At 69.1% G+C, this 23,124-nt stretch carries 22 protein-coding genes; 13 read left to right on the forward strand and 9 right to left on the reverse strand.

Annotated elements, in window-relative coordinates; translation table 11 throughout:
• Position 1: 1 nt before the first annotated feature.
• From ACAM52_RS11320 to ACAM52_RS11370, 11 genes are all read left to right on the forward strand, one after another.
• Positions 2–1,432, forward strand: coding sequence for an MFS transporter (locus ACAM52_RS11320; RefSeq protein ID WP_369647044.1), 1,431 nt, complete (start codon positions 2–4; stop codon positions 1,430–1,432).
• Between the two features lie 20 nt (positions 1,433–1,452).
• The gene (locus ACAM52_RS11325) at positions 1,453–2,097 is read left to right on the forward strand and encodes a paraquat-inducible protein A (protein WP_369647045.1); all 645 of its coding nucleotides are present in this window, start codon (positions 1,453–1,455) and stop codon (positions 2,095–2,097) included.
• A 2-nt stretch (positions 2,098–2,099) separates the two neighbouring features.
• Positions 2,100–2,837 (forward strand): paraquat-inducible protein A, encoded by a 738-nt coding sequence (locus ACAM52_RS11330; RefSeq protein WP_095747606.1) that lies wholly within the window; start codon positions 2,100–2,102, stop codon positions 2,835–2,837.
• The gene (locus tag ACAM52_RS11335; RefSeq protein WP_062480236.1) at positions 2,834–4,495 is read left to right on the forward strand and encodes an intermembrane transport protein PqiB; all 1,662 of its coding nucleotides are present in this window, start codon (positions 2,834–2,836) and stop codon (positions 4,493–4,495) included. The genes ACAM52_RS11330 and ACAM52_RS11335 overlap by 4 nt, the downstream gene beginning before the upstream one ends.
• Positions 4,492–5,118: a membrane integrity-associated transporter subunit PqiC gene (locus ACAM52_RS11340; RefSeq protein ID WP_369647046.1), complete on the forward strand. Its 627-nt coding sequence runs from the start codon at positions 4,492–4,494 to the stop codon at positions 5,116–5,118. Before ACAM52_RS11335 ends, ACAM52_RS11340 begins: the two co-directional genes overlap by 4 nt.
• A 62-nt stretch (positions 5,119–5,180) precedes the next feature.
• Positions 5,181–6,791, forward strand: coding sequence for an MFS transporter (locus tag ACAM52_RS11345; RefSeq protein WP_369647047.1), 1,611 nt, complete (start codon positions 5,181–5,183; stop codon positions 6,789–6,791).
• 19 nt (positions 6,792–6,810) lie between these two features.
• Positions 6,811–8,295, forward strand: coding sequence for a flavin-containing monooxygenase (locus ACAM52_RS11350; RefSeq protein WP_369647048.1), 1,485 nt, complete (start codon positions 6,811–6,813; stop codon positions 8,293–8,295).
• Between the two features lie 184 nt (positions 8,296–8,479).
• The gene (locus ACAM52_RS11355; protein WP_369647049.1) at positions 8,480–9,916 is read left to right on the forward strand and encodes a PAN domain-containing protein; all 1,437 of its coding nucleotides are present in this window, start codon (positions 8,480–8,482) and stop codon (positions 9,914–9,916) included.
• A gap of 211 nt (positions 9,917–10,127) precedes the next feature.
• A complete protein-coding gene (locus tag ACAM52_RS11360) occupies positions 10,128–10,637 on the forward strand; it encodes an RNA polymerase sigma factor (protein WP_369647050.1) in 510 nt (169 codons plus the stop codon).
• 69 nt (positions 10,638–10,706) lie between these two features.
• Complete coding sequence (locus ACAM52_RS11365) at positions 10,707–11,723, forward strand: FecR domain-containing protein (RefSeq protein WP_369647051.1); 1,017 nt, start codon at positions 10,707–10,709, stop codon at positions 11,721–11,723.
• Between the two features lie 103 nt (positions 11,724–11,826).
• Entirely contained in the window at positions 11,827–14,238 is a 2,412-nt protein-coding gene (locus ACAM52_RS11370; RefSeq protein ID WP_369647052.1) for a TonB-dependent siderophore receptor, read from the forward strand.
• Between the two features lies 1 nt (position 14,239).
• Here ACAM52_RS11370 and ACAM52_RS11375 read toward each other — a convergent pair whose 3' ends face one another.
• Positions 14,240–15,505, reverse strand: a complete 1,266-nt coding sequence (locus tag ACAM52_RS11375; protein ID WP_369647720.1) for a serine hydrolase domain-containing protein — start codon at positions 15,503–15,505, stop codon at positions 14,240–14,242.
• A 216-nt stretch (positions 15,506–15,721) separates the two neighbouring features.
• On the opposite strand from ACAM52_RS11375, the gene ACAM52_RS11380 reads away from it, so the two are divergent.
• Positions 15,722–16,198: a VOC family protein gene (locus ACAM52_RS11380; RefSeq protein WP_369647053.1), complete on the forward strand. Its 477-nt coding sequence runs from the start codon at positions 15,722–15,724 to the stop codon at positions 16,196–16,198.
• An 18-nt stretch (positions 16,199–16,216) separates the two neighbouring features.
• On the opposite strand, the gene ACAM52_RS11385 is transcribed toward ACAM52_RS11380, so the two are convergent.
• The 8 genes from ACAM52_RS11385 to ACAM52_RS11420 form a co-directional block, all read right to left on the reverse strand.
• Complete coding sequence (locus tag ACAM52_RS11385; RefSeq protein ID WP_369647054.1) at positions 16,217–17,656, reverse strand: MATE family efflux transporter; 1,440 nt, start codon at positions 17,654–17,656, stop codon at positions 16,217–16,219.
• A complete protein-coding gene (locus ACAM52_RS11390; protein WP_070060635.1) occupies positions 17,653–18,225 on the reverse strand; it encodes a DUF2239 family protein in 573 nt (190 codons plus the stop codon). Before ACAM52_RS11390 ends, ACAM52_RS11385 begins: the two co-directional genes overlap by 4 nt.
• Positions 18,226–18,293: 68 nt before the next feature.
• The gene (locus ACAM52_RS11395) at positions 18,294–18,734 is read right to left on the reverse strand and encodes a MarR family winged helix-turn-helix transcriptional regulator (RefSeq protein ID WP_369647055.1); all 441 of its coding nucleotides are present in this window, start codon (positions 18,732–18,734) and stop codon (positions 18,294–18,296) included.
• Positions 18,731–19,093 (reverse strand): GIY-YIG nuclease family protein, encoded by a 363-nt coding sequence (locus tag ACAM52_RS11400; protein ID WP_095947621.1) that lies wholly within the window; start codon positions 19,091–19,093, stop codon positions 18,731–18,733. The genes ACAM52_RS11395 and ACAM52_RS11400 overlap by 4 nt, the downstream gene beginning before the upstream one ends.
• Positions 19,094–19,149: 56 nt before the next feature.
• Positions 19,150–19,659: a hypothetical protein gene (locus ACAM52_RS11405; RefSeq protein ID WP_369647056.1), complete on the reverse strand. Its 510-nt coding sequence runs from the start codon at positions 19,657–19,659 to the stop codon at positions 19,150–19,152.
• 90 nt (positions 19,660–19,749) lie between these two features.
• Positions 19,750–20,088: a hypothetical protein gene (locus ACAM52_RS11410; protein ID WP_369647057.1), complete on the reverse strand. Its 339-nt coding sequence runs from the start codon at positions 20,086–20,088 to the stop codon at positions 19,750–19,752.
• Between the two features lie 23 nt (positions 20,089–20,111).
• A complete protein-coding gene (locus ACAM52_RS11415; protein WP_369647058.1) occupies positions 20,112–21,140 on the reverse strand; it encodes a hypothetical protein in 1,029 nt (342 codons plus the stop codon).
• Positions 21,141–21,218: 78 nt separating this feature from the next.
• Positions 21,219–21,911 carry a hypothetical protein gene (locus ACAM52_RS11420; protein WP_062472930.1) on the reverse strand — a complete coding sequence of 231 codons (693 nt, stop codon included), beginning with the start codon at positions 21,909–21,911 and terminating at the stop codon, positions 21,219–21,221.
• A 379-nt stretch (positions 21,912–22,290) separates the two neighbouring features.
• Here ACAM52_RS11420 and ACAM52_RS11425 point away from each other — a divergent pair, with 379 nt between their 5' ends.
• Positions 22,291–23,085, forward strand: coding sequence for a response regulator transcription factor (locus ACAM52_RS11425; RefSeq protein WP_062472928.1), 795 nt, complete (start codon positions 22,291–22,293; stop codon positions 23,083–23,085).
• Positions 23,086–23,124 lie beyond the last annotated feature (39 nt).

A 23,124-nucleotide genomic window follows, 5' to 3' on the forward strand; every position in this document is an offset into this window, starting at 1 on the left:
CATGACGGTCGCCATGACAGGCAACGGCCCGCAGGCCCAGCTCGACGGCCTGGCCGCGCCCGCGCGCGGCTGGGCGATGCTGGTCATCATCCTCGGGCTCACGGTCTCGGTGCTCGACGGCACCATCGTCAACCTCGCGCTGCCCGGCATCGCGCGCGAGCTGCAGGCCACGCCGGCGCAGGCCATCTGGGTGGTCAACGCCTACCAGATCGCCACGCTGGTGATGCTGCTGCCGCTGGCTTCGCTGGGCGACCTCGTGGGCTACCGGCGCGTGTACCTCGTGGGCATGGCGGTGTTCACCGTGTCGTCGCTGGCCGCGACCTTCGCCAATTCGCTCGGCACGCTGATCGCGTCGCGCGCGCTGCAGGGGCTGGGCGCGGCAGGGATCATGAGCGTCAACGCGGCGCTGGTGCGGCTCACGTTCCCCTCGGCGCAGCTGGGGCGGGGCATGGCCATCAATTCGCTGGTGGTCGCCACCTCGTCGGTGGCCGGGCCTTCGGTGGCGGCGGCGATCCTGTCGGTGGCATCGTGGCCGTGGCTCTTCGCCATCAACGTGCCGCTGGGCATCGTCACCTTCGCACTCGGCATGCGCGCGCTGCCGTTCAACCGCTCGGCGCCGGCCGCCGGCGCGCGCTTCTCGCTGGTCGACGTGACGCTCAATGTGCTGATGTTCTCGCTGGTCTTCCTCGGCGTGGACCAGCTGGGCGTGCGCGAGGGCGGGGTGCAGGCCACAGGCACGCTGTGGTCGGCCTGGGCCACGTTGGGGGCCGGGCTGGCGGTGGGCTTTGTCTACCTGCGGCGCCAACGCAAGTTGACGGTGCCGCTTTTCCCCATCGACCTGCTGCGCATTCCGGTGTTCGCACTGTCGATGGGCACCTCGGTGGCGGCGTTCTGCGCGCAGATGCTGGCCTACATCGCACTGCCGTTCCTGCTGCTGGACGTGTACGGCCGCAGCCACATCGAGGCCGGCCTGCTGATCACGGCGTGGCCGCTGGCCATCGTGGTGATGGCGCCCATCGCCGGGCGGCTCATCGGACGCTACCCCGACGGGCTGCTGGGCGGCATCGGCCTGGGCCTGCTGGCGACGGGCCTGGCGCTGCTGGCGGCGCTGCCGGCGCATCCGGGCAATGCCGACATCGCCTGGCGCATGGCGCTGTGCGGCCTGGGCTTCGGCCTGTTCCAGTCGCCCAACAACCACACCATCGTGAGCTCGCCACCCGCGCACCGAAGTGGTGCGGCCAGCGGCATGCTGGGCACGGCGCGGCTCACGGGGCAGACGCTGGGGGCCGTGGTGCTGGCGGCGGTGTTCAGCGTCTGGAGCCCGCACGGCGGGCATGGCCCGGTGGTGGCGCTGGTGCTGGCAGCGGGCTGCGCGGCGGTGGCGGCGGTTTTCAGCAGTCTGCGGCTGAAGACGATAAGTCCGCATGCCTGAATAAGGTAGGGTACGGCCTCATGAAGGAAGTACCTGACACCGTGGTCTGTCCGGGCTGCGACGCGGTCTACGCGCGCACGCCGCTGGCGCCGCGCGACGTGGCCGAGTGCCCGCGCTGCGGCACCGAGCTTGACCGGCACCCGGGCGCGCAGCAGCGGCGCATCCTGCCGCTGACGGTCGCGAGCCTGATCATGTTCGCCATCGCCAACCTGTTTCCCATCGTCGAGATCGAGCTGCAGGGCCTGCGCAGCCAGACCACGCTGGCCGGCGCGGTGGTGGTGCTGAGCGCCGAGGGCATGTCGCCGGTGGCGCTGCTGGTGCTGGCCACGACCATCCTGTTTCCGCTGCTGCAGCTGTGCATCCTGGCCTACCTGCTGGTGCCGCTGGCCCGCGCGCACCGGCCCTGGGGTTTTGCGATGCTGGTGCGCATGATGCAGACGCTGCGGCCCTGGGGAATGATCGAGGTGTTCCTGCTCGGCGTGCTGGTGGCGATCGTCAAGCTGTCGAGCATGGCGACGGTGGTGCCGGGGCCCGCGCTGTGGGCCTTCGTGGCGCTCACCGTGACGCTCACGGCCGTGCTGTCGTTCAACCCCGGCGCGTTCTGGGAGATGACCTTCCGCAAAGCCGATGAAGAGGATGCAGCCGCGCCGGAGGTGCGCGCATGAACATGCGCGGGCTGCCCGCCCGCCTGGCCTCGGCACGCCCCTGGGAGGCGCAGGCCGACGACGAGCACGACCACGAGAACCCGGTGCCGACGGCCGCCGCGCTCGGCCTGCATGTCTGCACGCACTGCACGGCCGTCTGGCGCGATGCCGAAGATGGCGATGCCTGCGCCCGCTGCGGCACGCATCTGCACACGCGCAAGCCGCAGAGCCTGAACCGCACCTGGGCCTTCCTGATCGCGGCCTGCATCATGTACATCCCGGCCAACCTGCTGCCGGTGATGATCACGCGCACGCTGTTCGGCGCGCAGTACGACACCATCCTGAGCGGCGTCATCTACTTCTGGGTGTCGGGCGCCTGGGGGCTGGCGGCCATCGTGTTCATCGCGAGCTTCCTGGTGCCGCTGTTCAAGCTGGCGGTACTGCTCTTGCTTGTGGTGCTGGCGCAGCGGCGCAGCAACTGGCGCCGGCGCGAGCGGGCCAAGCTGTATCACATCATCGAGATCATCGGACGCTGGTCGATGCTCGACGTGTTCGTGGTGTCGCTGCTGACCGGGCTGGTGCAGATCCAGGGCTTCGCGGTCATCACCGCCGGCGTGGGCATTGCGGCCTTCGGCGCGGTGGTGGTGCTGACTATGCTGGCCTCGCTGAGCTTCGACCCGCGCCTGACGTGGGACGGCCCGGTGCCGCAAGCAGACACGGACGAACGACAGATTGAAAGCAGGGAAGAGAAAATCGCATGAGTGAAGAAGACACGCAACCGCAAGACCGTCCGGCAGCGTCGGCCCCGCCCGCGCTGCCGAAGCCGAAAGTGGCGCGCCGCCGCGAATGGCTGCCCTCGCTGATCTGGCTCATTCCCATCGTCGCCGCGCTGGTCGGCGTGACGCTGGTGGCCCGCATCCTCATGGAGCGCGGCCCCGAGATCGTGCTCACCTTCAAGACGGCCGAGGGCCTCGAAGCCGGCAAGACCGCCGTGAAATACAAGGACGTGCAGATCGGCCTGGTGCAGAGCCTGCGGCTGGCGCGCGACCGCTCCCACGTGCGCGTGCTGGTGCAGCTCAACAAGGACGCCGAGGGCTTCACCTCGGCCGACTCGCGCTTCTGGGTGGTCCGGCCGCGGCTGGACACCTCGGGCATCTCGGGATTGGGCACGCTGCTGTCGGGCGCCTACATCGGCGCCGACGCGGGTGTCGAGAAGGAAACCGCGGGCGAATTCACCGGCCTCGAAGCCCCGCCCATCGTCACGCGCGGCGACTCGGGCCAGCAGTTCCTGCTGCGCGCACGCGACGTGGGCTCGCTCGATGTCGGCTCGCCCGTGTACTTCCGGCGCATCAAGGTCGGGCAGGTCGCGGCCTACGAGCTCGACGGCGACGGCCGCGGCGTCACGCTGCGGGTGTTCGTGAACGCGCCGTACGACAAGTTCGTCGGCATGAACACGCGCTTCTGGCAGGCGAGCGGCATCGACGCGCAGCTCAGCGCCAGCGGCTTCACGCTGCGCACCCAGTCGCTGGCCACCATCCTGCTCGGCGGCATCGCCTTCCAGGCGCCCGACGACGCCATGGGCCCGCTGGCCAAGGAGAACACGGCCTTCGCGCTGGCGCAGGACGAAAGCGCCGCCATGAAGGAGCCCGACGGCCCCTCGCAGACGCTGCTGATGTACTTCAACCAGTCGCTGCGCGGCCTCACGCCGGGCGCACCGGTCGACTTCCGCGGCGTGGTGCTGGGCGAGGTGAAATCCATCGGCGTCGAGTTCGACCGCGCCGAGCGCGAGTTCCGCATGCCGGTGCTGGTGCAGATCTACCCCGACCGCCTGCGCCGTCGCGAAAGCGGCGCCGGTGCGCAGGCCACGGAGTCGCGCGCGACGCAGCAGGAGCGGCTGCGCTTCCTGGCCGAGAAGGGTCTGCGCGCCCAGCTGCGCAACGGCAACCTGTTGACCGGCCAGGTCTACGTGGCACTCGACTTCTTCCCGAAGGCGCCGCCGGCGAAGATCGACCTGTCGAAGAGCCCGATCGAGCTGCCCACCATCGCCAACGGCCTGGACGAGATCCAGTCGCAGGTGCAGGAAATCGCGACCAAGCTCAACAAGGTGCCCTACGAGCAGATCGCCACCGACCTGCGCACCACGCTGGCCACGCTCAACAAGACGCTCACCAGCGCCGAGCAGACCGTCAGCCGCATCAACAGCGACGTGACGCCCGAGCTGGCCGCCGCCATGAAGGACGTGCGCAAGACCGTCAACTCGGCCGAACGCACGCTGGCCGACGACTCGCCGCTGCAGCAGGACATGCGCCAGACCCTGCGCGAGCTGACGCGCGCCGCCGGCTCGGTGCGCGTGCTGACCGACTACCTCGAACGCCATCCCGAATCGCTGCTGCGCGGCAAACCGGACGACAAGAAATGAAGACGACGACCTTCGCGCTCGCGGGCGCCGCCGCGTTGCTGGTGCTGGCGGGCTGCGCGAGCAAGCCCGACAGCTACTACACGCTGGCCAGCCCGCCCGCGCTCACCGACGCCGCGCCGCGCACTCCTGATGCCGCCGCGCCGCTGTACATCGAGCTCGCACCCGTGGCCGTGCCCGAGCGGCTGGCGCGCCCACAGATGGTGGTGCGCCGCCCGACCGGCGGCGTGCAGGTCGACGTGCTCGAGCAGCACCGCTGGGCCTCGTCCTTCGAGAACGAGCTGCGCGACGCGCTCGGCAGCGGCATCGCCAGCCGGCTCGGCGCGCTCGACGTCACGCAGGGCGGCCGCCAGACCTCGCAGCCCGTGTGGCGCGTGGCGGTGCAGGTGCGCCAGTTCGAGATGGTGGACGGCGGGCGCGTGGACGCCGGCTTCACCTGGACCCTGCGCCGCTCCGACGAGGCGCGCACGCTGGTGTGCCGGCTCGACGCGGGCGAGGCCACCGGTGGCGGCATGGACGCGCTGGCGCAGGGCGCGCAGCGCGTGACGGCTGCGGCGGCGGCGGCCATGGCGCGCAGCGTGAACGCGGCGCGGACGAACCCGGGCGCGACGGCGTGCGCGACCTGAGACTTTCACCTTTCCCCCATGGGGGAAGGCACCACGCCGTCATCCGATAGATCGGAGGCCCCATGGCACAGATCGGCAAGGCGCCCTGCGACGACACGCTGATCCTGCATGGGTCTCCATCTCCCACGGAAGAGGGCGCCTGCCCCGAAGCCTCCAAGCCCTGGGTGCTCGCCGCGGCCATCGTCGGCTCGAGCATGGCCTTCATCGACGGCACCGTGGTCAACGTTGCCTTGCCTGCCATCCAGGCCGATCTGCACGCCACGGCCTTCCAGGCGCAATGGGTGGTCGAGTCGTACGCCTTGCTGCTCGCGGCGCTGCTGCTGGTGGGCGGCGCGCTCGGCGACCGCTACGGGCGGCGGCGCATCTTTGCCATCGGCGTCGTCGTGTTCGCGTTGTCGTCGGTGGGCTGTGCGCTCGCGGCCGACGTGCAGCAGCTCATCGCCGCACGCGCGATTCAAGGCATCGGCGGCGCGCTGCTGGTGCCGGGCAGCCTGGCGCTCATCAGCGCCTCGTTTCCCGAGAAGGAACGCGGCAAGGCCATCGGCACGTGGTCGGGCTTCAGCGGTATCACGGCGGCGGTGGGGCCGGTGCTGGGCGGCTTCCTGGTCGATCACTTCTCGTGGATCTGGGCTTTTCTCATCAACGTGCCGATGGCGCTGCTGGTGCTGTGGATCGTGCGCCGCCACGTGCCCGAGAGCAAAGGCGCCGCGGCGCGCGGCGGGCTCGACCTGTGGGGCGCGCTGCTGGCGACCACCGGGCTGGGCGGCATCGTCTACGCCTTCATCGAGGCACCCACGCAGGGCTGGCGTTCGCCGGCCGTGCTCGCGGCGCTGGTGATCGGTGTAGCGGGCAGTATTGGCTTCGTCATTGCCGAACGCCGGGCGCGCACGCCGATGCTGCCGCTGTCGCTGCTGCGCATCGGCAACTTCAGTGGTGCCAACCTGCTGACGCTGCTGCTGTACGCGGCGCTGGGCGGCGGGCTGTATTTCTTTCCGCTCAACCTGATCCAGGTGCAGGGCTACTCGGCCACGGTGGCGGGCGCGGCGCTGCTGCCGTTCATCTTCCTGATGTTCGCGCTCTCGGGCTGGGCCGGGCAGCTGGTCGACCGCTTCGGGCCGCGCGTGCCGCTGGTCATCGGGCCGGCCATTGCGGCCGTGGGCTTTGCGCTGTTCGCGCTGCCGGGCGTGGGCGCGAGCTACTGGAGCGGTTTCCTGCCCGCCGTGGTGGTGCTGGGCTTCGGCATGACGGTGACGGTCGCGCCGCTCACCACCACGGTCATGAACGCCGTGGGGCCCGACCTCGCGGGCGTGGCCTCGGGCGTGAACAACGCGGTGTCGCGCGCGGCGGCGGTGCTCGCGATTGCCGTGTTCGGCGCCATCATGGCCTGGGCCTTCGACGCGGCGCTGGCCGAGCGGCTGCACGCGATGGGCGCGTCGGACGAGGTGCGGGCTTTTCTTGCGGCCGAGCGCGACCGGCTGGCCGCGGCCGGTGCGCCGCCGGGGGCCGACGCGGCCGCCGTCGCCGCCGTGAAACGCGCGGTGGCCGAATCCTTCGTCGCGGGCTTTCGCTGGGTGATGCTGCTGAGCGCCGGCCTGGCCGTGCTGAGTGCGGTGAGCGCCTGGCTGATGATCCGTCGCACGCCCGTGGAAAAGCCAGACAACGACAAGCCATGAGACAGGAGACAAAGAACCGATGGAAGCAGCACAACCGGCCGTCGCGCCGCCGCACGTCGATGTCCTGATCGTCGGTGCCGGCCTGTCCGGCATCGGCGCCGCCTGCCACCTGCAGGCGCAGTGCCCGGGTCGCAGTTACGCGATCCTCGAAGGGCGCGAACGCAGCGGCGGCACCTGGGACCTGTTCCGCTACCCGGGCGTGCGCTCCGACTCCGACATGTACACGCTGGGCTACGTGTTCCGCCCGTGGACGCAGGCCAAGGCGATCGCCGACGGCCCGTCGATCCTGCAGTACGTGCGCGACACCGCGCGCCAGCACGGCGTCGAGGACAAGATCCACTACCAGCACCGCGTGGTGCGCGCCGCCTGGTCGAGCGCCGATGCCTGCTGGACGGTCGACGTAGAGCAGGGGCCCGACAAGCAACTTGTGCAGTGGCGCTGCAACTTCCTCTTCCTGTGCAGCGGCTACTACCGCTACGAAGCGGGCTACACACCCGACTTCGCCGGCATGGCCGACTTCCAAGGCCGCATCGTCCATCCGCAGCACTGGCCCGCCGACCTGGACCACGGCGGCCAACGCGTGGTCGTAATTGGCAGCGGCGCCACCGCGATGACGCTGGTGCCTGCGATGGCCCAGACCGCCGCGCACGTCACGCTGCTGCAGCGCTCGCCGACCTACGTGGTGGCGCGCCCGGCTGAAGACCCGATTGCCAACCGCCTGCGGCGCCTGCTGCCGGCGATGGCCGCGTACCGCCTCACACGCTGGAAGAACGTGACGCTCGGCATGCTGTTATTCCGGCTCGCGCGGCGCAAGCCGGCGCGCGTCAGGCGCATGCTGCTGGGCGGCGTGCGCCACGCGCTCGGGCCCGGCTACGACGTCGCCACGCACTTCACGCCGCGCTACAACCCGTGGGACCAGCGCCTGTGCCTCGTGCCCGACGGCGACCTGTTCGCGGCGCTCAACGCCGGGCGCGCCTCGATGGTCACGGACCACGTCGACACCTTCACGCCCGAAGGCCTGCGGCTGAAGTCGGGCCGCGAGCTCGAGGCCGACATCATCGTCACCGCCACCGGCCTTGAATTGCAGGTGCTCGGCGGCATCGAACTGAGCGTGGACGGCCGCCGCGTCGACCCCGCCGCGACCTTCAACTACAAGGGCATGATGTACAGCGACGTGCCCAACCTGGCCTCGTCCTTCGGCTACACCAATGCCTCGTGGACGCTCAAGTGCGACCTGACCTGCGCCTACGTCTGCCGGCTGCTGAACCACATGCACAAGCACGGCTGGCGGCAATGCACGCCGCACAACGCGGGTCCCGACCTGTCGCCCGAACCGTGGATCGATTTCAGCTCGGGCTACGTGCAGCGCTCGCTCGACAAGTTTCCCAAGCAGGGCGCGCACACGCCGTGGAAGCTGCACCAGAACTACCTGCGCGACATCCTCCTGCTGCGCCTCGGGCGCGTGGACGACGGGGTGATGGCGTTCTCGAACCGCGCGGTTTGATCCCGGCCTGACCGCGTTGCGTGACGCGGCGATGTATAGCTCTGCTCAATACAACATCGAAGATTTTTGAATTGGATCGATGGCAGGCGGCGGTGATTTACTCCGCCCGGCGTTGCACTCGCACTGAAAAAGCGGCGAGGCGGTGCCCGGGAATCACCCCACGACCCTGTGATGAGGAGACCTCATGAAGTCATCGATCCGTGCATCCCTGGCGGGCCTGCTGTTCGCAGCGCTGGCAGGACATGCAAGCGCTGCCTCGCTGGACGCTTTCGCGGCCACGCCGAACGCAGCCATCTCCGGCAACAACATCGAGAACCTGACGCAGTCGACGCCCGAGATGTGCGCGTCGGCCTGCCTGGGCGCGCCACGCGGCGCCTGGTGCGTCTCGTTCGACTACAACAAGGCCGCCCAGAGCTGCGACCTGAGCGACAAGCGCGCCGCCGACGTGGGCGGGCTGAAGACCGACTACCCCGGCAACCCTTACGACCACTACAGCCTCAAGCCCGATCCGCTGAAGCCTTTCGCGCACACGCCCAATGCGGCCATCAGCGGCTACAACACCGAGGCCCTGCAGGCCGTGACGCCCGCCGACTGCGCCAACGCCTGCACCGACGCGAGCCGCTCGTCGTGGTGCAAGTCCTTCGACTACCACAAGACCAACCAGCGCTGCGACCTGAGCGACAAGCGTGCGAGCGACATCGGCGGCCTGAAGACCGACTACGCCGGCAACCCCTACGACCACTATTCGCTGATCGCGGGCGAGGGCGTTCCCAACCCCGTGCCCGGCAACAAGCACGTCCTGCTGATCGGCATCGACGGCCTGCGCGGCGACGCCATCCAGTGCGCGGGCTGCGTGCAGACGCCGGCGATGTCGGCGCTGATCGCCGGCGGCGCCTTCCACGGCAACGTGCTGGCGGGCGGCACCAAGCAGGCGACCGTGAGCGGACCCGGCTGGTCGTCGGTGTTCACCGGCTTCTGGGCCGACAAGCACGGCGTGACCTCGAACACCACCACCTTGCCGCTGAAGAAGACGCACGTGTTCGACCAGATCAAGGCGGCCTGGCCGACGGCCACGACGGCGGTGGTGGGCGACTGGTTCAACATCACCCACAACCTGCGCCCCGCGCTGGCCGACTTCGTGGTCGCCAACGCGGCCAAGAATTCGCAGCAGGCCACCGATGCGGTGAAAGGCTGGCTGAGCTGGAAGCACCCGCCGACGGCGATCTTCTACTACCTGCACAACGTCGACGTGCACGCGCCGAGCTACGACCCGCTCAATGCCTACTACCAGGGCAAGATCGCCGGCGAAGACCAGCAGATCCAGCAGGTGCTCACGGCGCTCACGTCGCGGCCGAACTACGCAAATGAAGAATGGCTGATCGTCGTCACCTCCGACCACGGCGGCACCGGCAGCGGGCACGGCGGGCAGACGGCAGGGGAACGCAGCACGCTGCTGATCCTGAACAACAACCACCAGAACCCGCTCAAGCCCAGCTACTGCGTGGGCAGCCTCGGGGGTACCGCATTGACGCAGGTGGACGGCACGACGCCGCACATCCTGGACTTCCTGGGGCTGCAGAACACCACCGAAGGGCAGAAGCACCCGGCGTGCGGGAACTGAGGGCAGGCGAGTCCGGACGGGGCCGAAGGGGAGGGTAGCCCGCGCGCATGCCGTGCGCGGCAGGCGAAATGCCTACCCTTCGGCGATCGGCGGGTTGAACCCGCACATAATCTCGCGTTTTCTTTTGTTCTGAATCTCTCAGGTAGCCACGCCGTGTCGAAGCCAACCTGCCCCTGGACTTCGACCAACCCTTTCCGGCTGTGGTGCGCCCGTGTTCGAACACTATTACCGCGAGCTGCTGAGCTTTCTGTCCCGCAAGGTTCCCGACCGCGCCACCGCGGCCGACCTGGCGCAGGAGAGCTACGTGCGGGTGTACGAGGCGCAGCGCACCGGCAGCGTGGTGCGCGATCCGCGCGCGCTGCTGTACCGCACGGCCCGCAACCTCGTCACCGACCACCACCGCCGCACCAGCGTGCGCGCGGGCGGCGACACGGCGGCGCCCGATGACGCACCGCCCGACGCCGACGACTGCATCGGCCCGCCCACCTTCGAGCCCGACGCCATCCTGTCGTCCACGCAGGGCATGGCGGCCATGGTCGAGACCATCGACCGGCTGCCTCCGCGCTGCCGCGAAGCCTTCGTGCTCTACAAGTTCGACGGGCTCTCGTACGCCGAGGTGGCTGCGCGCATGGGCATCTCGGTGCGGACGGTCGAGATGCAACTGCGCATCGCGATGGAGGCGTGCTGGGCGTGCCTGGAGCGGACCCGTGGTTCAGAGTGAGATGAGACGCCCCATTACAGGGTTTGACCCCGCTCGTGCGTCTACCCCCATAAGAACGATCCCCACGTCATGACCCTCACGTCGCCACCGTCCGAAGAAGCCCTACGCCTGCGACAGGACGTGCTGGACTGGTTCGTCCGCCGCCAGCGCGCGCACTGGAGCGCGTCCGACGAGCGCGCGTTCCAGGCCTGGCTGGGCGCCGATGCGCGCCATGGCGAGGCGTTCCGCGAATGGGAGTCGCGCTGGCGCGCCTTCGACGCGATCGCGCCCGAGACGGTCGCGGGTTGGCGAAGCGGCTTCGAAGGCCGCGCGCCCGCCGCACCCACGCGCCGCGGCTTCCTGAAACCGGCGGTCGTGCTGGGCGTTTCCGGCATGGCGGTCGGCGCCGGCTACCTCGGCTGGCGCCACCTGCAGGCCCAGCCCGTGTTCGAACAGGCCTTCGCCACCCGGCGCGGCCAGCAGCTCGAAGCGCCGCTGCCCGACGGCTCCCGGCTGCGGCTGGACACCGCCACCCGCCTCGAAGTGCGCCTGTTCCGCGACCGCCGCGAGGTGACGCTGATCGACGGGCAGGCGGTGTTCGCCGTGCAGTCCGATGCGAAACGCCCCTTCGACGTGCTGGCCGGTCCACTGCGCGTGCGGGTGGTCGGCACGCGCTTCGCCGTGCGCCACACCCCCGGCATGCCGGGCGCCGACGGCACGCGGGTGTCGGTGGAAGAGGGCAAGGTGCGCGTGGTGCACCGGGCGCCGGATGCGACGAGCGAAGTCTTCCTGACCGCTGGGCGTCAGGTGGAAAGCGATGCGCAGGGCCGGTTCTCCGCCGTCTCGGCCGTGCCGCGCGACGGCATCGCGCCCTGGCGCGAGCACCGCCTGAGCTTCGTCGACACGCCGCTGGCCCGCGCACTGGCCGAACTGGAGCGCTACGGCAGCACCGGCCTGGTGGTGAACGACCCGGCCGTGGCGGCCCTGCGCCTGAGCGGCACCTTCGATCCGCGGGACGCGCGCACGCTGCGGCGCGCCCTGGCCAGCGCCTTGCCGGTGCGGCTGAAGGAAACCGGCACGGTCGCGGAAATCCTGCCGGCCCCCTGAAACAAAAGAATCAAGAATTTCTCGCCGGCACTACGGGGATTCCGCCGGCTCGTGCGTCAGCCCAGATAGGAACCATTTGCATTCACTACCTGGAAGACGTTCGATGACGAAGCGCTTGAGAACAAAGATGACACCCGCGCCGCTGGCCCTGGCCGTTGCACTGGCCCTGGCGAACGCGCCCCTGATGGCCCGGGCGCAGGGCGCGCCCCAGCCGATCCACATCGCGGCCCAGCCGCTGGCCGAGGCGCTGAACGACTGGGCGCGGCAGACCCGCATCCAGCTGGTCGTGCAGCAGAGCCTGGTCGCGGGCAAGACTGCGCCCGCCATCTCGGGCAGCCTCACGGCCCGACAGGCGCTCGACCGCCTGCTGGCGGGCAGCGGCCTGGCGGCCACGATGGAAGGCAATGCGGCGGTCATCAAGACGGCGCCCGCCACGGGCGGCACCTCCACGCTGCCCGCCGTGACCGTCGTGGCCGACGGCGAGGAAAGCGCCACGAGCCGCGTGCAGGGCTACGTCGCCAGGCGCAGCGCCACCGCCACCAAGACCGACACGCCGATCATCGAGACGCCGCAGTCGATCTCGGTCATCACGGCCGACCGCATCGAGGCCATCGGCGCCACCAACCTCAAGGACGCGCTGGGCTACACGCCGGGCGTGTCGACCACCACCTACGGCGCCGACTCGCGCTACGACTGGATCTCGCTGCGCGGCTTCGACGCCTATTCGCCAGGCTTCTATCTCGACGGCCCGCTGCGCAACAACAGCACCTGGGGCGTGTGGCGCACCGAGAACTACGGCGCCGAGCGCATCGAACTGCTGCGCGGCCCGTCGTCGGTGCTGTACGGCATGAGCGGCCCCGGCGGGGTGGTGAACGTGGTCAGCAAGCGCCCCACGGCGGAGCCCGTGCGCGAGCTGCAGCTGCAGGTGGGCGACCACGCCCGCAAGCAGGTGGCGGGCGATTTCTCGGGTGCGCTCGATGCCGACGGCAAGCTGCTGTACCGCATCACCGGCCTCGTGCGCGACGCGCAACTGCCGGCAGGCAAGGAGGCCGACGACCGCATGTACATCGCGCCCGCGCTCACCTGGAAGCCGTCGGGCGACACCACGCTCACCTTGCTGTCGCAGTTCTCGCGCACGCGCGGCGGGGTCTACACGCGCGCACGGCCGCAGGTCGGCTCGCTCGATCCGACCGCCATCGGCACCACCATTCCCTCGAAGCTGTTCGTCGGCGAGCCCGGCTTCGACCGCTTCGACCAGGACCAGCAGATGGTCGGCTACCAGTTCGAGCACCGCATCAACGACACCTTCACGGTGCGGCAGAACGCGCGCTACGCGCACCAGAAGCTCGACTACACGGGCACGCAGCTGAAGGGCTTCATGGCGCTGAACCCCGACGTGCCGAACGACCCGCTCAACTTCCAGCAGATGTCGCGCAGCGTGTTCGGCAGCCGCGAGAACATCGGCGCCCTGGCACTCGACAACCAGCTGCAGGCCGATTTCCGCCTGGGCGAGACGCAGCACAAGGTGCTGGTCGGGCTGGACTACCAGCGCACGCGCATCGACCAGGTCACCTTCAGCGGCGGCAGCGCCTCGCCGCTGAACATCTACGCGCCGGTGTACGGCGGGCCGATCGAGCGGCCCGCGCCGTATTTCGACGGCGTCACGCGGCTTGCGCAGACCGGCGTCTACCTGCAAGACCAGATCAAGTGGGGCGAGCGCTGGACGCTGACGCTGGGCGGGCGCTACGACACCGCCGACAGCACGGTGGACAGCCGCCTCGACGGCTCGCGCCAGCGCATGCGCGACCACAAGTTCACCAGCCGGGCCGGCCTGGTCTACCTGCACCCGAGCGGCTGGGCGCCGTACCTGAGCTACTCGGAATCGTTCGCGCCCACGGCCACCATCGACCCGGCGTCGGGCGACCCGTTCAAGCCCGAAAGCGGCAAGCAATACGAGGCCGGCGTGCGCTACCAGCCCACGGGCAGCAAGGCGATGTACAGCGCCGCCATCTTCGACCTGCGGCGCAAGAACTACATCAGCTACGACGGCGAGTTCATGCCCAAGCAGACGGGTGAGATCTCGGTGCGCGGCCTGGAGCTCGAGGCCACGGCGGAGATCGCCTCGCGCCTGAACCTCACGGCGTCGTACAGCTACACGCCGCGGGCCATCGTCACGGCCAGCAGCAACACGAGCGAGATCGGCAAGCAGGCCACAGCCGTGCCGCGCCACCGGCTGTCGGTGTGGGCGGACTACCGCTTCGCCGGCGGCGTGAAGGTGGGCCTGGGCGCGCGCTACACGGGCTCGAACTACGGCGACGGCGAGGCCGCGTGGCCGAGCAAGGTGCCGGCCTCGACGGTGTTCGACGCCATGCTCGGCTACGACATCGACCGCTGGAGCCTGGCACTGAACCTGCGCAACCTGACCAACAAGACGTACTTCGCGAACTGCGGCTACCGCAACTGCTACTACGGCTACCCGCGCACGGCGACGGCCACGGCGACCTACCGCTGGTAGGTCAGCGGCGCTGTGCCAAGAGGTGCCGCCCCAGCGCCTCGAAGGCCGGCAGCGTCACGGGGTCGTTCGCGGCGTTGCTCGCTACGGGGTGCGAGGCGTAGCGCACGATCACCATCCCGGCCTTCGGGTCGATGTAGATGCGCTGGCCGTGCACGCCGCGCGCCATGTAGGCGCCGTGGTCGTTGTGCGTCACCCACCACATGTTGCGGTAGCTCCAGCCCTGCAGCAGCGGGTAGCCGCCCTTGACGAAGGCGGCCTTGTCGCCGCCGCGGCGGATGTCTTCGACGGCGGCCTTGGGCACGACCTGCCGGCCTTTCACGCGGCCGTCGTTGCGCAGCATCTCGCCGAAGCGCGCGAGATCGCGCAGGCCGGTGTTCAGGCCGCCGCCCGCGAAGGGCGTGCCGCTGGAGTCGACGGTGAAGTAGGCGTCCTGCTCGGCGCCCAGGTGGCGCCAGATGCGCTCCGACAGCAGCTGCGCCACGGTGCGGCCGGTGGCGCGTGCGATCACCCAGCCCAGCACGTCGGAGTTGACGGTCTTGTAGCCGAAGCCCTCGCCATGCTTGCCTTCGGGTTGCACGGTCTGCAGGAACTCGTAGTAGCTGCGCGGGCCGGTGTAGTCCTTCGGTTTGGGCAGCGGGTTGCCGGCCTGCGCATGGGCCCAGACCTCGGCCTTCGGATCGGCGTAGTCCTCGCTGAATTTCAGGCCCGTGGTCATGTCGAGTACCTGGCGCACGGTGGCGTTGCCGAAGGCTGACTTCGCGAGCTCGGGCACGTAGTCGGCCACCTGCTTGTTGGTATCGAGCGTGCCTTCGGCCACCAGCATCGCGCCCAGCGTGCCGACCACCGACTTGGTGACCGACATGGCGCCGTGCTGGCCGTCGTCTTTCAGCACGCCGAAGTAGCGCTCGTAGACCACGCGCCCACGGTGCAGCACGAGGATGCCGTCGGTGTAGGTGGCGGCGAGCGATGCGTCCCAGGTCATGGGCGTCTTCGCATCGAGCGGCGTGAAGCTGAGCGTGTCGATGTCCTTGCGCAAGGCCTGGGGCAGGGCAGACGGCGCACCGAGCCCGCGCGACACGTTCACGGTCGGCATCAGCTGGCGGAAATTCGACACGCTCCAGCGCATCGCCGGAAACTGGAAATAGCTGCCGTCGTCGAAGCGCAGCGTGCGCTCGGGCGGCGGCGGCGAGCCGGTCATCCAGCCGAGCCGGGCGGGGTCGCTGGCGGCCGCGTCGGGGTAGGTGGCCTCGGCCGCGCCGGCCGACATCGCCAGGGTGGCGAGCGCGGCGCTCAGCAAAGCCTGGGCGCCAAGGCGGGTTCTGGAAGGGGCGAACATGGCAGTTCCGAAGCGAAGGACCGGCCCATTGTGGCCCGCGGCCCGGCCTGCGAACTTCCCACTGACAGCCGCGGCGCGGGTTGACAGGGCGCCGCTTCGGCTTTGATACTGAACCCTTCAGTTCATCATTCAACCCAAGGAGATTCCATGCAGAAGATCATTCCCTGCCTCTGGTTCGACGGCAACGGCGAGGAGGCGGTCAACTTCTACACCGCCATCTTTCCGAAGTCGCGCCTCACCGACACGCTGCTCTGGGGCGATGTGAATCCCGCCAAGAAGGGCAAGCTGCTCACGGCGACCTTCGAGCTCGACGGGCAGTCGTTCATGGTGCTCAACGGCGGGCCCGAGTACAAGATCACGCCGGCCATCTCGCTCATCGTGACCTGCGAGATGCAGGAAGAGGTCGACTACTACTGGGACAAGCTGCTCGAAGGCGGCGGCCAGCCGGTGCAGTGCGGCTGGCTCACCGACCGCTTCGGCGTGTCGTGGCAGGTCACGCCGATGCCGCTCATTCGCATGTTCCAGGACAAGGACGCGGCCAAGGCGGCCCGCGCGATGGCGGCCATGATGAAGATGATCAAGCTCGACATCGCCACGGTGAAGAAGGCCTTCGACGGGGAGTGACCCCCGCCGAGGCACCGATCAGACCAGCCGGCCGATCGGCTTCTTGCGCCACACCAGGCGGTAGTACGCGGTCTGCAGCAGCAGCATCGCGCCGAAGGTCACCGGGTAGGCGACCCAGATCCCGTCCAGGCCCATGCCGAAATGGCGGCTCATGAGCCAGGCCACCGGCACTTCGACGCCCAGGATGCAGACGATCGAGATGAGTGTCGGCACCAGCACGGAGCCGCTGGCGCGCATGATCCCCGAGATCGCCGAGGCCATGCCGAACAGCACCAGGCTCCACAGCATGATGTGCAGCAGGTTCTGCGCGATCTCGATCACCGGCGCGCTGGTGATGAAGAAGCCCATCAGCGGACGCGAGAACAGGTAGCCCAGCAGCACCAGCCCGCCCGTCAGCACGAGGTTCATGCCCAGCGCGGTCTGCACGATGGCACCCAGCCGGTTGGCGCGGCCCGCGCCGATGGCCTGCGCACCGAGGATCGACGTGGTGATGGCGATCGAGATGGCCGGGAACTGCACGTAGGCCACCACCTGGTTCACTGCGCCGTAGGCGGCCGTGGCGTTGGAGCCGTAGCTGTTGACCATCGACAGCAGCACCACTTCGGCCAGCGCCACCACGATCATCTGCACGCCCGTGGGCACGCCGATCTTCAGCACCGCCTTCAGCAGGTGCGGCTGGATGCGCAGGCAGCGCACGAACTCCGCGTCGGGCGCGAGCGGGCTCTTTTTCTGGCGCAGCCGGAAGCCCAGCCACGTGGTCGCGACCGCGAACGACAGCACCGAGGCCCACGCGCCGGCTGCCACGCCGAGCTGCGGCAAGCCGCCCCAGCCGCGGATGAGCGCGGGCGTGACCACCAGGCCGATGGCCGTGGAAATCAGCAACGTCAGCAGCGGCGTGATGGTGTCGCCCACGCCGCGCAGCATGGCGGTGGCCAGCAGGAACAGGAACACGCCGGGCATCGCGATCAGCATGATGCGGGCGTAGCGCGTGGAGTCGGCCAGCACGTCGGGCGGCGTGCCCAGCATGGCCAGCATCGGCGTGGTGAACAGGCCCCCGAACACCGCGATCGCCAGGCCCAGCAGCAGGCCCACCGTGAGCGTGGTGCCCGCCACCGCCTTGGCCTTGGCCGCGTCGCGCGCGCCCCAGGCCTGGCCGATGAGCACCGAGGCACCGGCGCCCAGGCCGATGATGAAGGCGATGAAGAAGAACATCACCGGGAAGAAGCTCGACACCGCCGCCAGCGCGCTCACGCCGAGCATCTGCCCGACGTAGACGTTGTTGATGGTGCCGGAGAGCGACTGCAGGATGTTGCTGAGCAACATCGGCGCCAGGAAGAACAGGAACACCTTCCACAGCGGACGCGGCGCGCCCACCGGCGCCACGGGCACGCCGCGCAGTCCGCTCGGGTTGCCGGGGCTGGTGGAGATGGTGCTGCTGCTGTCGGGCGCCGCGCTCATGCAGCACCCCAGCCACCGGCCGACAGCTTGTGCAGGTGCACGCGCAGGTCGGTGGGCCAGGGTTCCACGAGGTCGCTGAAGCGCTGATGCTCGCCCGCGAACAACGCGCGCGTGGCTTCCTCGAAGCCGGGCAGGTTGCCCGCGATGGCGGTCATGAAGCGGTAGGTGGCTTCGCGCGCGGCGCGCACCGTGTCGCGGTCGGCGTGCACGTGGCGTGCGTCGTCCACCAGCTTGCGCAGCGCCACCGAGGCGCCGCCCGGCTGGCGGCCGAGCCAGTCCCAGTGACGCGGCAGCAGCGTGACTTCGCGCGCCACCACGCCCAGGCGCGGACGGCCGACGCCGCGCGGCGCGTCTTCGTGTTTCTCGGCTTCGAGCGCGGAGGTCTCGATGGCTTTCGGGTCGCGCAGGTCGACATCGAGCTGCTCGCCGGTCTGGTCGTCGAACACGAGGCAGGTGGCGGCGTCGCCGCGCTCGCGCAGTTGCGTGAGCACCTGGGCCTTGGTGCCGGCGGCGACGCGCTGGAAGCCGGCAAACGCAGTGAATGTGGTCGGTAGTTCGTCGGGTGACATGCAAATTCTTTTTGGGTTGTCGATCCGGGCGGAACGAAACGAGGTTCGTAATCTACCCGCAGGACGGTTCAGGCGTGCGGCGTGTCGTGATCGCACAGCACCCGCAGCGCGGCATGCAGGTCTGGCAGGCGTTGCGGGTCCAGCGATTTCACGGCGTCGACGCAGATCGCTTCGACGGTGGTGATGGCGGCTTGCATCAACTTCCTTCCGCCGCTGCGAATAATCGCATGGCGCTGGGGGTCGTCATCGGGTCCCGTCGTGCGCTCTGCCAGTCCGGTCTTTTCGAGCAGCACCATCTTGCGGATCAGCGCCGACATTGGCAACCCCAGCGTGCGCGCCAGCTCGGCCATCGGCATGGCGCCGTTGCCGGCACGCAGCAACAGGTGGAGCAGGGTGAAGTCGTCGTAGTCCAAGCCGTGGAAGGCGCCCAGGTCTTCGTTGAGTTTCAGGCTCAGGCTGGCGTGGGCGCGGCCGAGGTCGAGGCAAAAGCCCAGTGCGTCGGTGCTCATGGCGTGTTGTAGCCCTTGTCAGTGGTGCACTGGAGTTCCTCGCGCCAGAGCTCCAGCAGCTTTTCCAGCTCCGCCGCGCGGTCGAAGGCGGGGTCGTCGCGCTCCTTCACCCGGTCGATCACCTCGAAGCCGAAGTGCGTCGCGCCCTGCGCCACCCAGTCGCGCTGCAATGCCTTGTTGCGGTGCGAGCGCAGGTTCAGCTCGAAGCGGGCGCGGTTCATGGCGCCTTCGACGTCGAGGCTGCCGGCCACGTAGACGCGGCCGTCCGTCAGGTTGCGGATGACGAAGACGCCGGCGGGGCGCACGCTGTCCTTGTATTGCTTGACCAGGGTACGCCTGGTGTGGGGAGATGGATTCATCCCCAAATATTACCCGGGCAAAATATAAAACACAATACACCCGGGTAAAAATAGATTCACTCGGCGCGCAGCCGGTGCCAGCCGCGCAGCACCCGCCGGTGCACCGCGCGCACGATCCGCCAGGGACGGCTTTCGCGCACCCGTGTCAGCACCTGGTCTTTCCAGCCTTTCCAGCGCGGGTACCAGCGGGCGAACCAGGCCAGCCGCATCAGCGAGCCCTCGACCAGCTGGAAGATCCGCGCGACCACGGCCGTGCCCGCGAGCTTGGCCAGCAGCAGCACGGCCATGCCGCTGAACGCGTGGCCGCGTCCGAACAGGAACAGCGCCAGCAGCTTCACCGGAAAGAGCAGCAGCATCGGCACGAAGAACGCGAGCAGCGCGCCCCAGGGCGGCAGCGCGCGCAGCAGGTTCTCGAGCCGCGCCCCGAAGGGCAGGCGCGCCAGCCGCGCGACCAGCGCCGCGAGCGGGGCCCAGCCCCATTCCTCGAACAGCAGCACCGGCACGAGGATCGTGGTGGCAACGGCGCGAAACAGGGCGCGCAAGGCGCGCACGAGGGGGTTGTGCATGCGCGAAGGGTATCCGCACATGGCCGCGCGCCGCCGGGACCTTGCGGACCCGGCGGCGCATCGTTCGAAAAGCGGCGTCTGCGCGCCTGTCTATTTGTGGCCGACGCTGCTGTCTTCTGCCGGCCGGAAGAACAGGTACTCGCCCCGGCCCAGTTCGGGCGTGACCTCGTAGCCGCTGCACCGCGTGACGTTGCACTGGATGATCACGACGCGCGGCCAGATGGTGGCCGAGGTCGGAAACCCCGGCATGTACTGCGGCACGTGCCAGACGCCGTAGTCGCCCACCGGCTCGGCGTTTTCCGTGCCGCTGGCGTTCTGCAGGCCGCTGCCCATGGGCATCCGCTCGATGCGGATGATCGGCGTGGCGGCGACCGACGCCGTCGCCACGCAACAGGCGGCCAGCCAGAGAGGAACGGTCCTGGTGTTCATGGTGATGGACTCCAGAGCCGACCTCATTGCGCGTCGGCCGGTGCCGAAGCCACCTCGTCGACCGGGTCAGCCGGCAGGCGGCGCGTGATGCGCGCTTCCAGGATGTCCGGCTGCGGGGCCACGGCGCTCGCCATGACCGGGGCCGGCTCCGCCGCAGGTGCCGCGGCTTCTTCGGCGGGCGCTGCGGCCACGGGGGCCGGTGCCACTTCCGGCGCAGACACCGGGACGGCGGTCGCGGCCGGTGCCGGTTGCGGTGCCGGCTGTTCCTGCGCCGGGGCTGCCATGGGCATCGCCTCGACCAGCGTGGCCGGTGGGGCGGGCTGCTGCACCGCCACGACCGGCGCGGGCGCCAACGCGACAGGCGCCGCAGGTGCCACGGGCGCCACCGGCTGGGGCACGGCCACCGCCACGGGGGCCGGCGCAGGCGCTGGGGCCGCGGCCACGGGCGCCACCGGCGCCGCCGGACGTGCCGCCACGGGCGCGCCGGCCGAGGAGGCCTGCGGTCCGAACGCGCTCACGCGTTCTTCGGCGGTCATCGACTGCGGGCACTTCGAGCCGGTCATCTCCAGGGCCGCCTGGGCCGCCGGGTCCATGCAGTCCATGGCCAGCGACGCTGCCTTCATGCCCTTGTTCCAGAGCTCGCGGCTCATCTTCAGGCGCTTGCAGTGTTCGTCCGTCCAGGTGGTGCCGAAGCTCAGCCCGACCCCTGCGCCGTTGGCGCTGGCGCTGGTGCTGCCCATGCAGGTGTCGTTGCTGGTCGTCAGGTTCGGGCCGCTCACGGAGGGCACGTTCTTGACGGTGTAGCTGCCACGGTAGTCGACGGTGCTGGTCGTCGCGCCCGTGTTGTTGATGTTCTGTGTGCTGTTGCTGTCCACCGTGGCCCGGGAGGTGACTTCCGAGGGGGCGGAGCTGTTGAAATTCACCGCCTGGGTGTTGCCCTGGGCGTTGGTGGTGGCTGAACTCTGCGACTGGTTGTTGGCGCCACCCGCCGTGGTCTGCGCCAAGGCGCCGGCGGACAGGCCCAGCAAGGTCAGGGCAATCAATGTTTTCATTTTTTCGACTCCTTTGGGAAGCAGGGGAGGGGCGTGCCCCTCCCCGTTTCTGGTCCAACAACCGATGGTCCGGATCGCTCAGGGAGCGTTGGCCGTTGCGCCGGAGATCGCGCCACCGGCGGTGCCGCCACCGTTGCTGAAGCCCGCTGCGTTGCCCACGGCGAAGTTGATGACGCCGGTGGAGCCGCCGGTCGAGCCCGACGTGGCCGAGGTCGTCGTGCCGTTGACGATGCCGTTGACCGCGCCCGAATTGGCGCTGAAGCCGGCCGTCGTGCCCGAGGTGCGCGTCACCACGGCCAGACCGCCGCCAGGACCTGCAGCGGTGGCTGCGGTGTTGTTGGTGGTGGAGCCGGCTGCGCCGCCTGCAGAGCCGCTCACGGGGTTGGCGCCGCCGCCGGCGTAGTTCGCATTGGCGCTCGAGGTCGCATTGGCCTGTGCGTTCGCACCGCCTGCAGCCACGCCGTTGCCGGTCGTTGCTGCCACGCTGGTCACGCGTCCTTGCGTGGTGGCCGAGCCGCTGGCGGTGGCGCCGCCGACGCGCAGGAAGGCATTGCCTGCTGCGCCGCCCGCCGCGTTGGCCGTGGCCGACGAGGTGGAGCTGGCTGCGTTGTAGCTCAGTGCGCTGCCCGTTCCGGAGCTGGCGGCGACCGAGCCTGCCGAGCTGGAGGAGCCGGTCGTGGTGTTGGTGACGGCGAGCGCCACGCTGCTGCCGGTTGCGGTCCCGATGCCAGCCACGAGAACCACTGCCATGGCGATAAGAGTCTTCTTCATGATGCTTCCTCGATAGTGTTGAAACGAACCCGATCGCCGGGGAATCCGGCCATCAGCGACGGTCAGCGAGCACGGATTGAATGGATTCCGTTGCGACCGGGATGCAGTTTCAGCGGGGGGAAGGGATCGAAAAATGCCTCAGGCTGGGTAGTGCAAGGCTATGGCGAAAGCAATGCCCGGCCGCGTTTTCGGCGCGGGCGGGGGACCGGTTTCCGGCCCTGTTTCCCTCGTGGCCACTATCACTTTCGTTCACAATCTGGCAATATTGCAACCGAAAGAAACCAAGGTAATCAAAAAAGCCGATAGCCGGAAAAAGAGTAGAAATCGATTAACTTTTGTTCACGAAGTCGCGACTTTTATCTGTGACAAGGGGGCTTAAATGGAAAACGATCTCGACATTTCATTGACCGATGTCGGTGGTGGCGCTAGGAAATTCTCCAATCCCGGCCAGTTCGGTGGGCTGCTGGCTCCCTCGGCGGATACCCTGCCGTGGCCGGACTACCTCACGGGCCAGGAAACCAAGCCCGTTCGTGTCCTGCTCGTCGACGACGACCCCTTTGTCCGCCGTGTCATCGCCCAGGAACTGCTGGGCGATCTGCGCATCCAGCTCGAAGGCCAGGCCGGTTCCCTGCGCGAGGGAAGGCGCCTCTTGATGCAGCATGAATTCGATGTGCTCATGGTCGACATCCGCCTCGGAGACGGCAGCGGATTCGAGCTCATCGAAGAGGCCAAGAAGCACCGCAGCGCGGCCGAGATCATCGTCATTTCCGCGCTGGAAGACGAGCCCCAGGTGCTGCATGCCTTCGAGCTCGGCGCCTCGGGTTACCTGGTGAAGAACGCCTGGTTCCAGAGCTATGCCCAGGCCGTGCTGCAGGTGGTGAATGGCGGGGCTGCCATCACCCCCCGGCTGGCGCGCCGGCTGCTCGTTCACCTGGACCACCAGCGCGCCAATCCGAGCCCGGTGCGCCCGCCGGACAGCAAGGCGACCCTGTCGGCACGGGAGCGCGAAGTGTTGCGACTTGTAGCCACGGGATATGTGACGGAAGAGATCGCCCTGCAGCTCACCATCAGTGCCCAGACGGTTAACGCGCACGTCAAGAACATCTACCGCAAGCTGCACGCCCACACCCGCGCGCAGGCCGTGAGTTTCGCCTCGCACCGGGGGCTGCTCTAGGGCGCGCTTCGGGCGCGCCGCGTTCGCAGCGGAGCCACC

Origin of the sequence: Variovorax sp. V118 (assembly GCF_041154445.1) — a bacterium.
GTDB lineage: Bacteria > Pseudomonadota > Gammaproteobacteria > Burkholderiales > Burkholderiaceae_C > Variovorax > Variovorax boronicumulans.

Bases quoted from the DNA above. Each gene is read 5' to 3' on its own strand.
- ACAM52_RS11390 (WP_070060635.1), bottom strand. From the start codon at position 18,225: ATGTCACCCGACGAACTACCGACCACATTCACTGCGTTTGCCGGCTTC.
- ACAM52_RS11350 (WP_369647048.1), top strand. From the start codon at position 6,811: ATGGAAGCAGCACAACCGGCCGTCGCGCCGCCGCACGTCGATGTCCTG.
- ACAM52_RS11320 (WP_369647044.1), top strand. From the start codon at position 2: ATGACGGTCGCCATGACAGGCAACGGCCCGCAGGCCCAGCTCGACGGC.
- ACAM52_RS11415 (WP_369647058.1), bottom strand. From the start codon at position 21,140: ATGAAAACATTGATTGCCCTGACCTTGCTGGGCCTGTCCGCCGGCGCC.
- ACAM52_RS11340 (WP_369647046.1), top strand. From the start codon at position 4,492: ATGAAGACGACGACCTTCGCGCTCGCGGGCGCCGCCGCGTTGCTGGTG.
- ACAM52_RS11335 (WP_062480236.1), top strand. From the start codon at position 2,834: ATGAGTGAAGAAGACACGCAACCGCAAGACCGTCCGGCAGCGTCGGCC.
- ACAM52_RS11405 (WP_369647056.1), bottom strand. From the start codon at position 19,659: ATGCACAACCCCCTCGTGCGCGCCTTGCGCGCCCTGTTTCGCGCCGTT.
- ACAM52_RS11375 (WP_369647720.1), bottom strand. From the start codon at position 15,505: ATGTCGGCCGGCGCGGCCGAGGCCACCTACCCCGACGCGGCCGCCAGC.
- ACAM52_RS11355 (WP_369647049.1), top strand. From the start codon at position 8,480: ATGAAGTCATCGATCCGTGCATCCCTGGCGGGCCTGCTGTTCGCAGCG.
- ACAM52_RS11385 (WP_369647054.1), bottom strand. From the start codon at position 17,656: ATGAGCGCGGCGCCCGACAGCAGCAGCACCATCTCCACCAGCCCCGGC.
- ACAM52_RS11380 (WP_369647053.1), top strand. From the start codon at position 15,722: ATGCAGAAGATCATTCCCTGCCTCTGGTTCGACGGCAACGGCGAGGAG.
- ACAM52_RS11345 (WP_369647047.1), top strand. From the start codon at position 5,181: ATGGCACAGATCGGCAAGGCGCCCTGCGACGACACGCTGATCCTGCAT.
- ACAM52_RS11425 (WP_062472928.1), top strand. From the start codon at position 22,291: ATGGAAAACGATCTCGACATTTCATTGACCGATGTCGGTGGTGGCGCT.
- ACAM52_RS11365 (WP_369647051.1), top strand. From the start codon at position 10,707: ATGACCCTCACGTCGCCACCGTCCGAAGAAGCCCTACGCCTGCGACAG.
- ACAM52_RS11410 (WP_369647057.1), bottom strand. From the start codon at position 20,088: ATGAACACCAGGACCGTTCCTCTCTGGCTGGCCGCCTGTTGCGTGGCG.
- ACAM52_RS11370 (WP_369647052.1), top strand. From the start codon at position 11,827: ATGACGAAGCGCTTGAGAACAAAGATGACACCCGCGCCGCTGGCCCTG.
- ACAM52_RS11420 (WP_062472930.1), bottom strand. From the start codon at position 21,911: ATGAAGAAGACTCTTATCGCCATGGCAGTGGTTCTCGTGGCTGGCATC.
- ACAM52_RS11325 (WP_369647045.1), top strand. From the start codon at position 1,453: ATGAAGGAAGTACCTGACACCGTGGTCTGTCCGGGCTGCGACGCGGTC.
- ACAM52_RS11395 (WP_369647055.1), bottom strand. From the start codon at position 18,734: ATGAGCACCGACGCACTGGGCTTTTGCCTCGACCTCGGCCGCGCCCAC.
- ACAM52_RS11330 (WP_095747606.1), top strand. From the start codon at position 2,100: ATGCGCGGGCTGCCCGCCCGCCTGGCCTCGGCACGCCCCTGGGAGGCG.
- ACAM52_RS11400 (WP_095947621.1), bottom strand. From the start codon at position 19,093: ATGAATCCATCTCCCCACACCAGGCGTACCCTGGTCAAGCAATACAAG.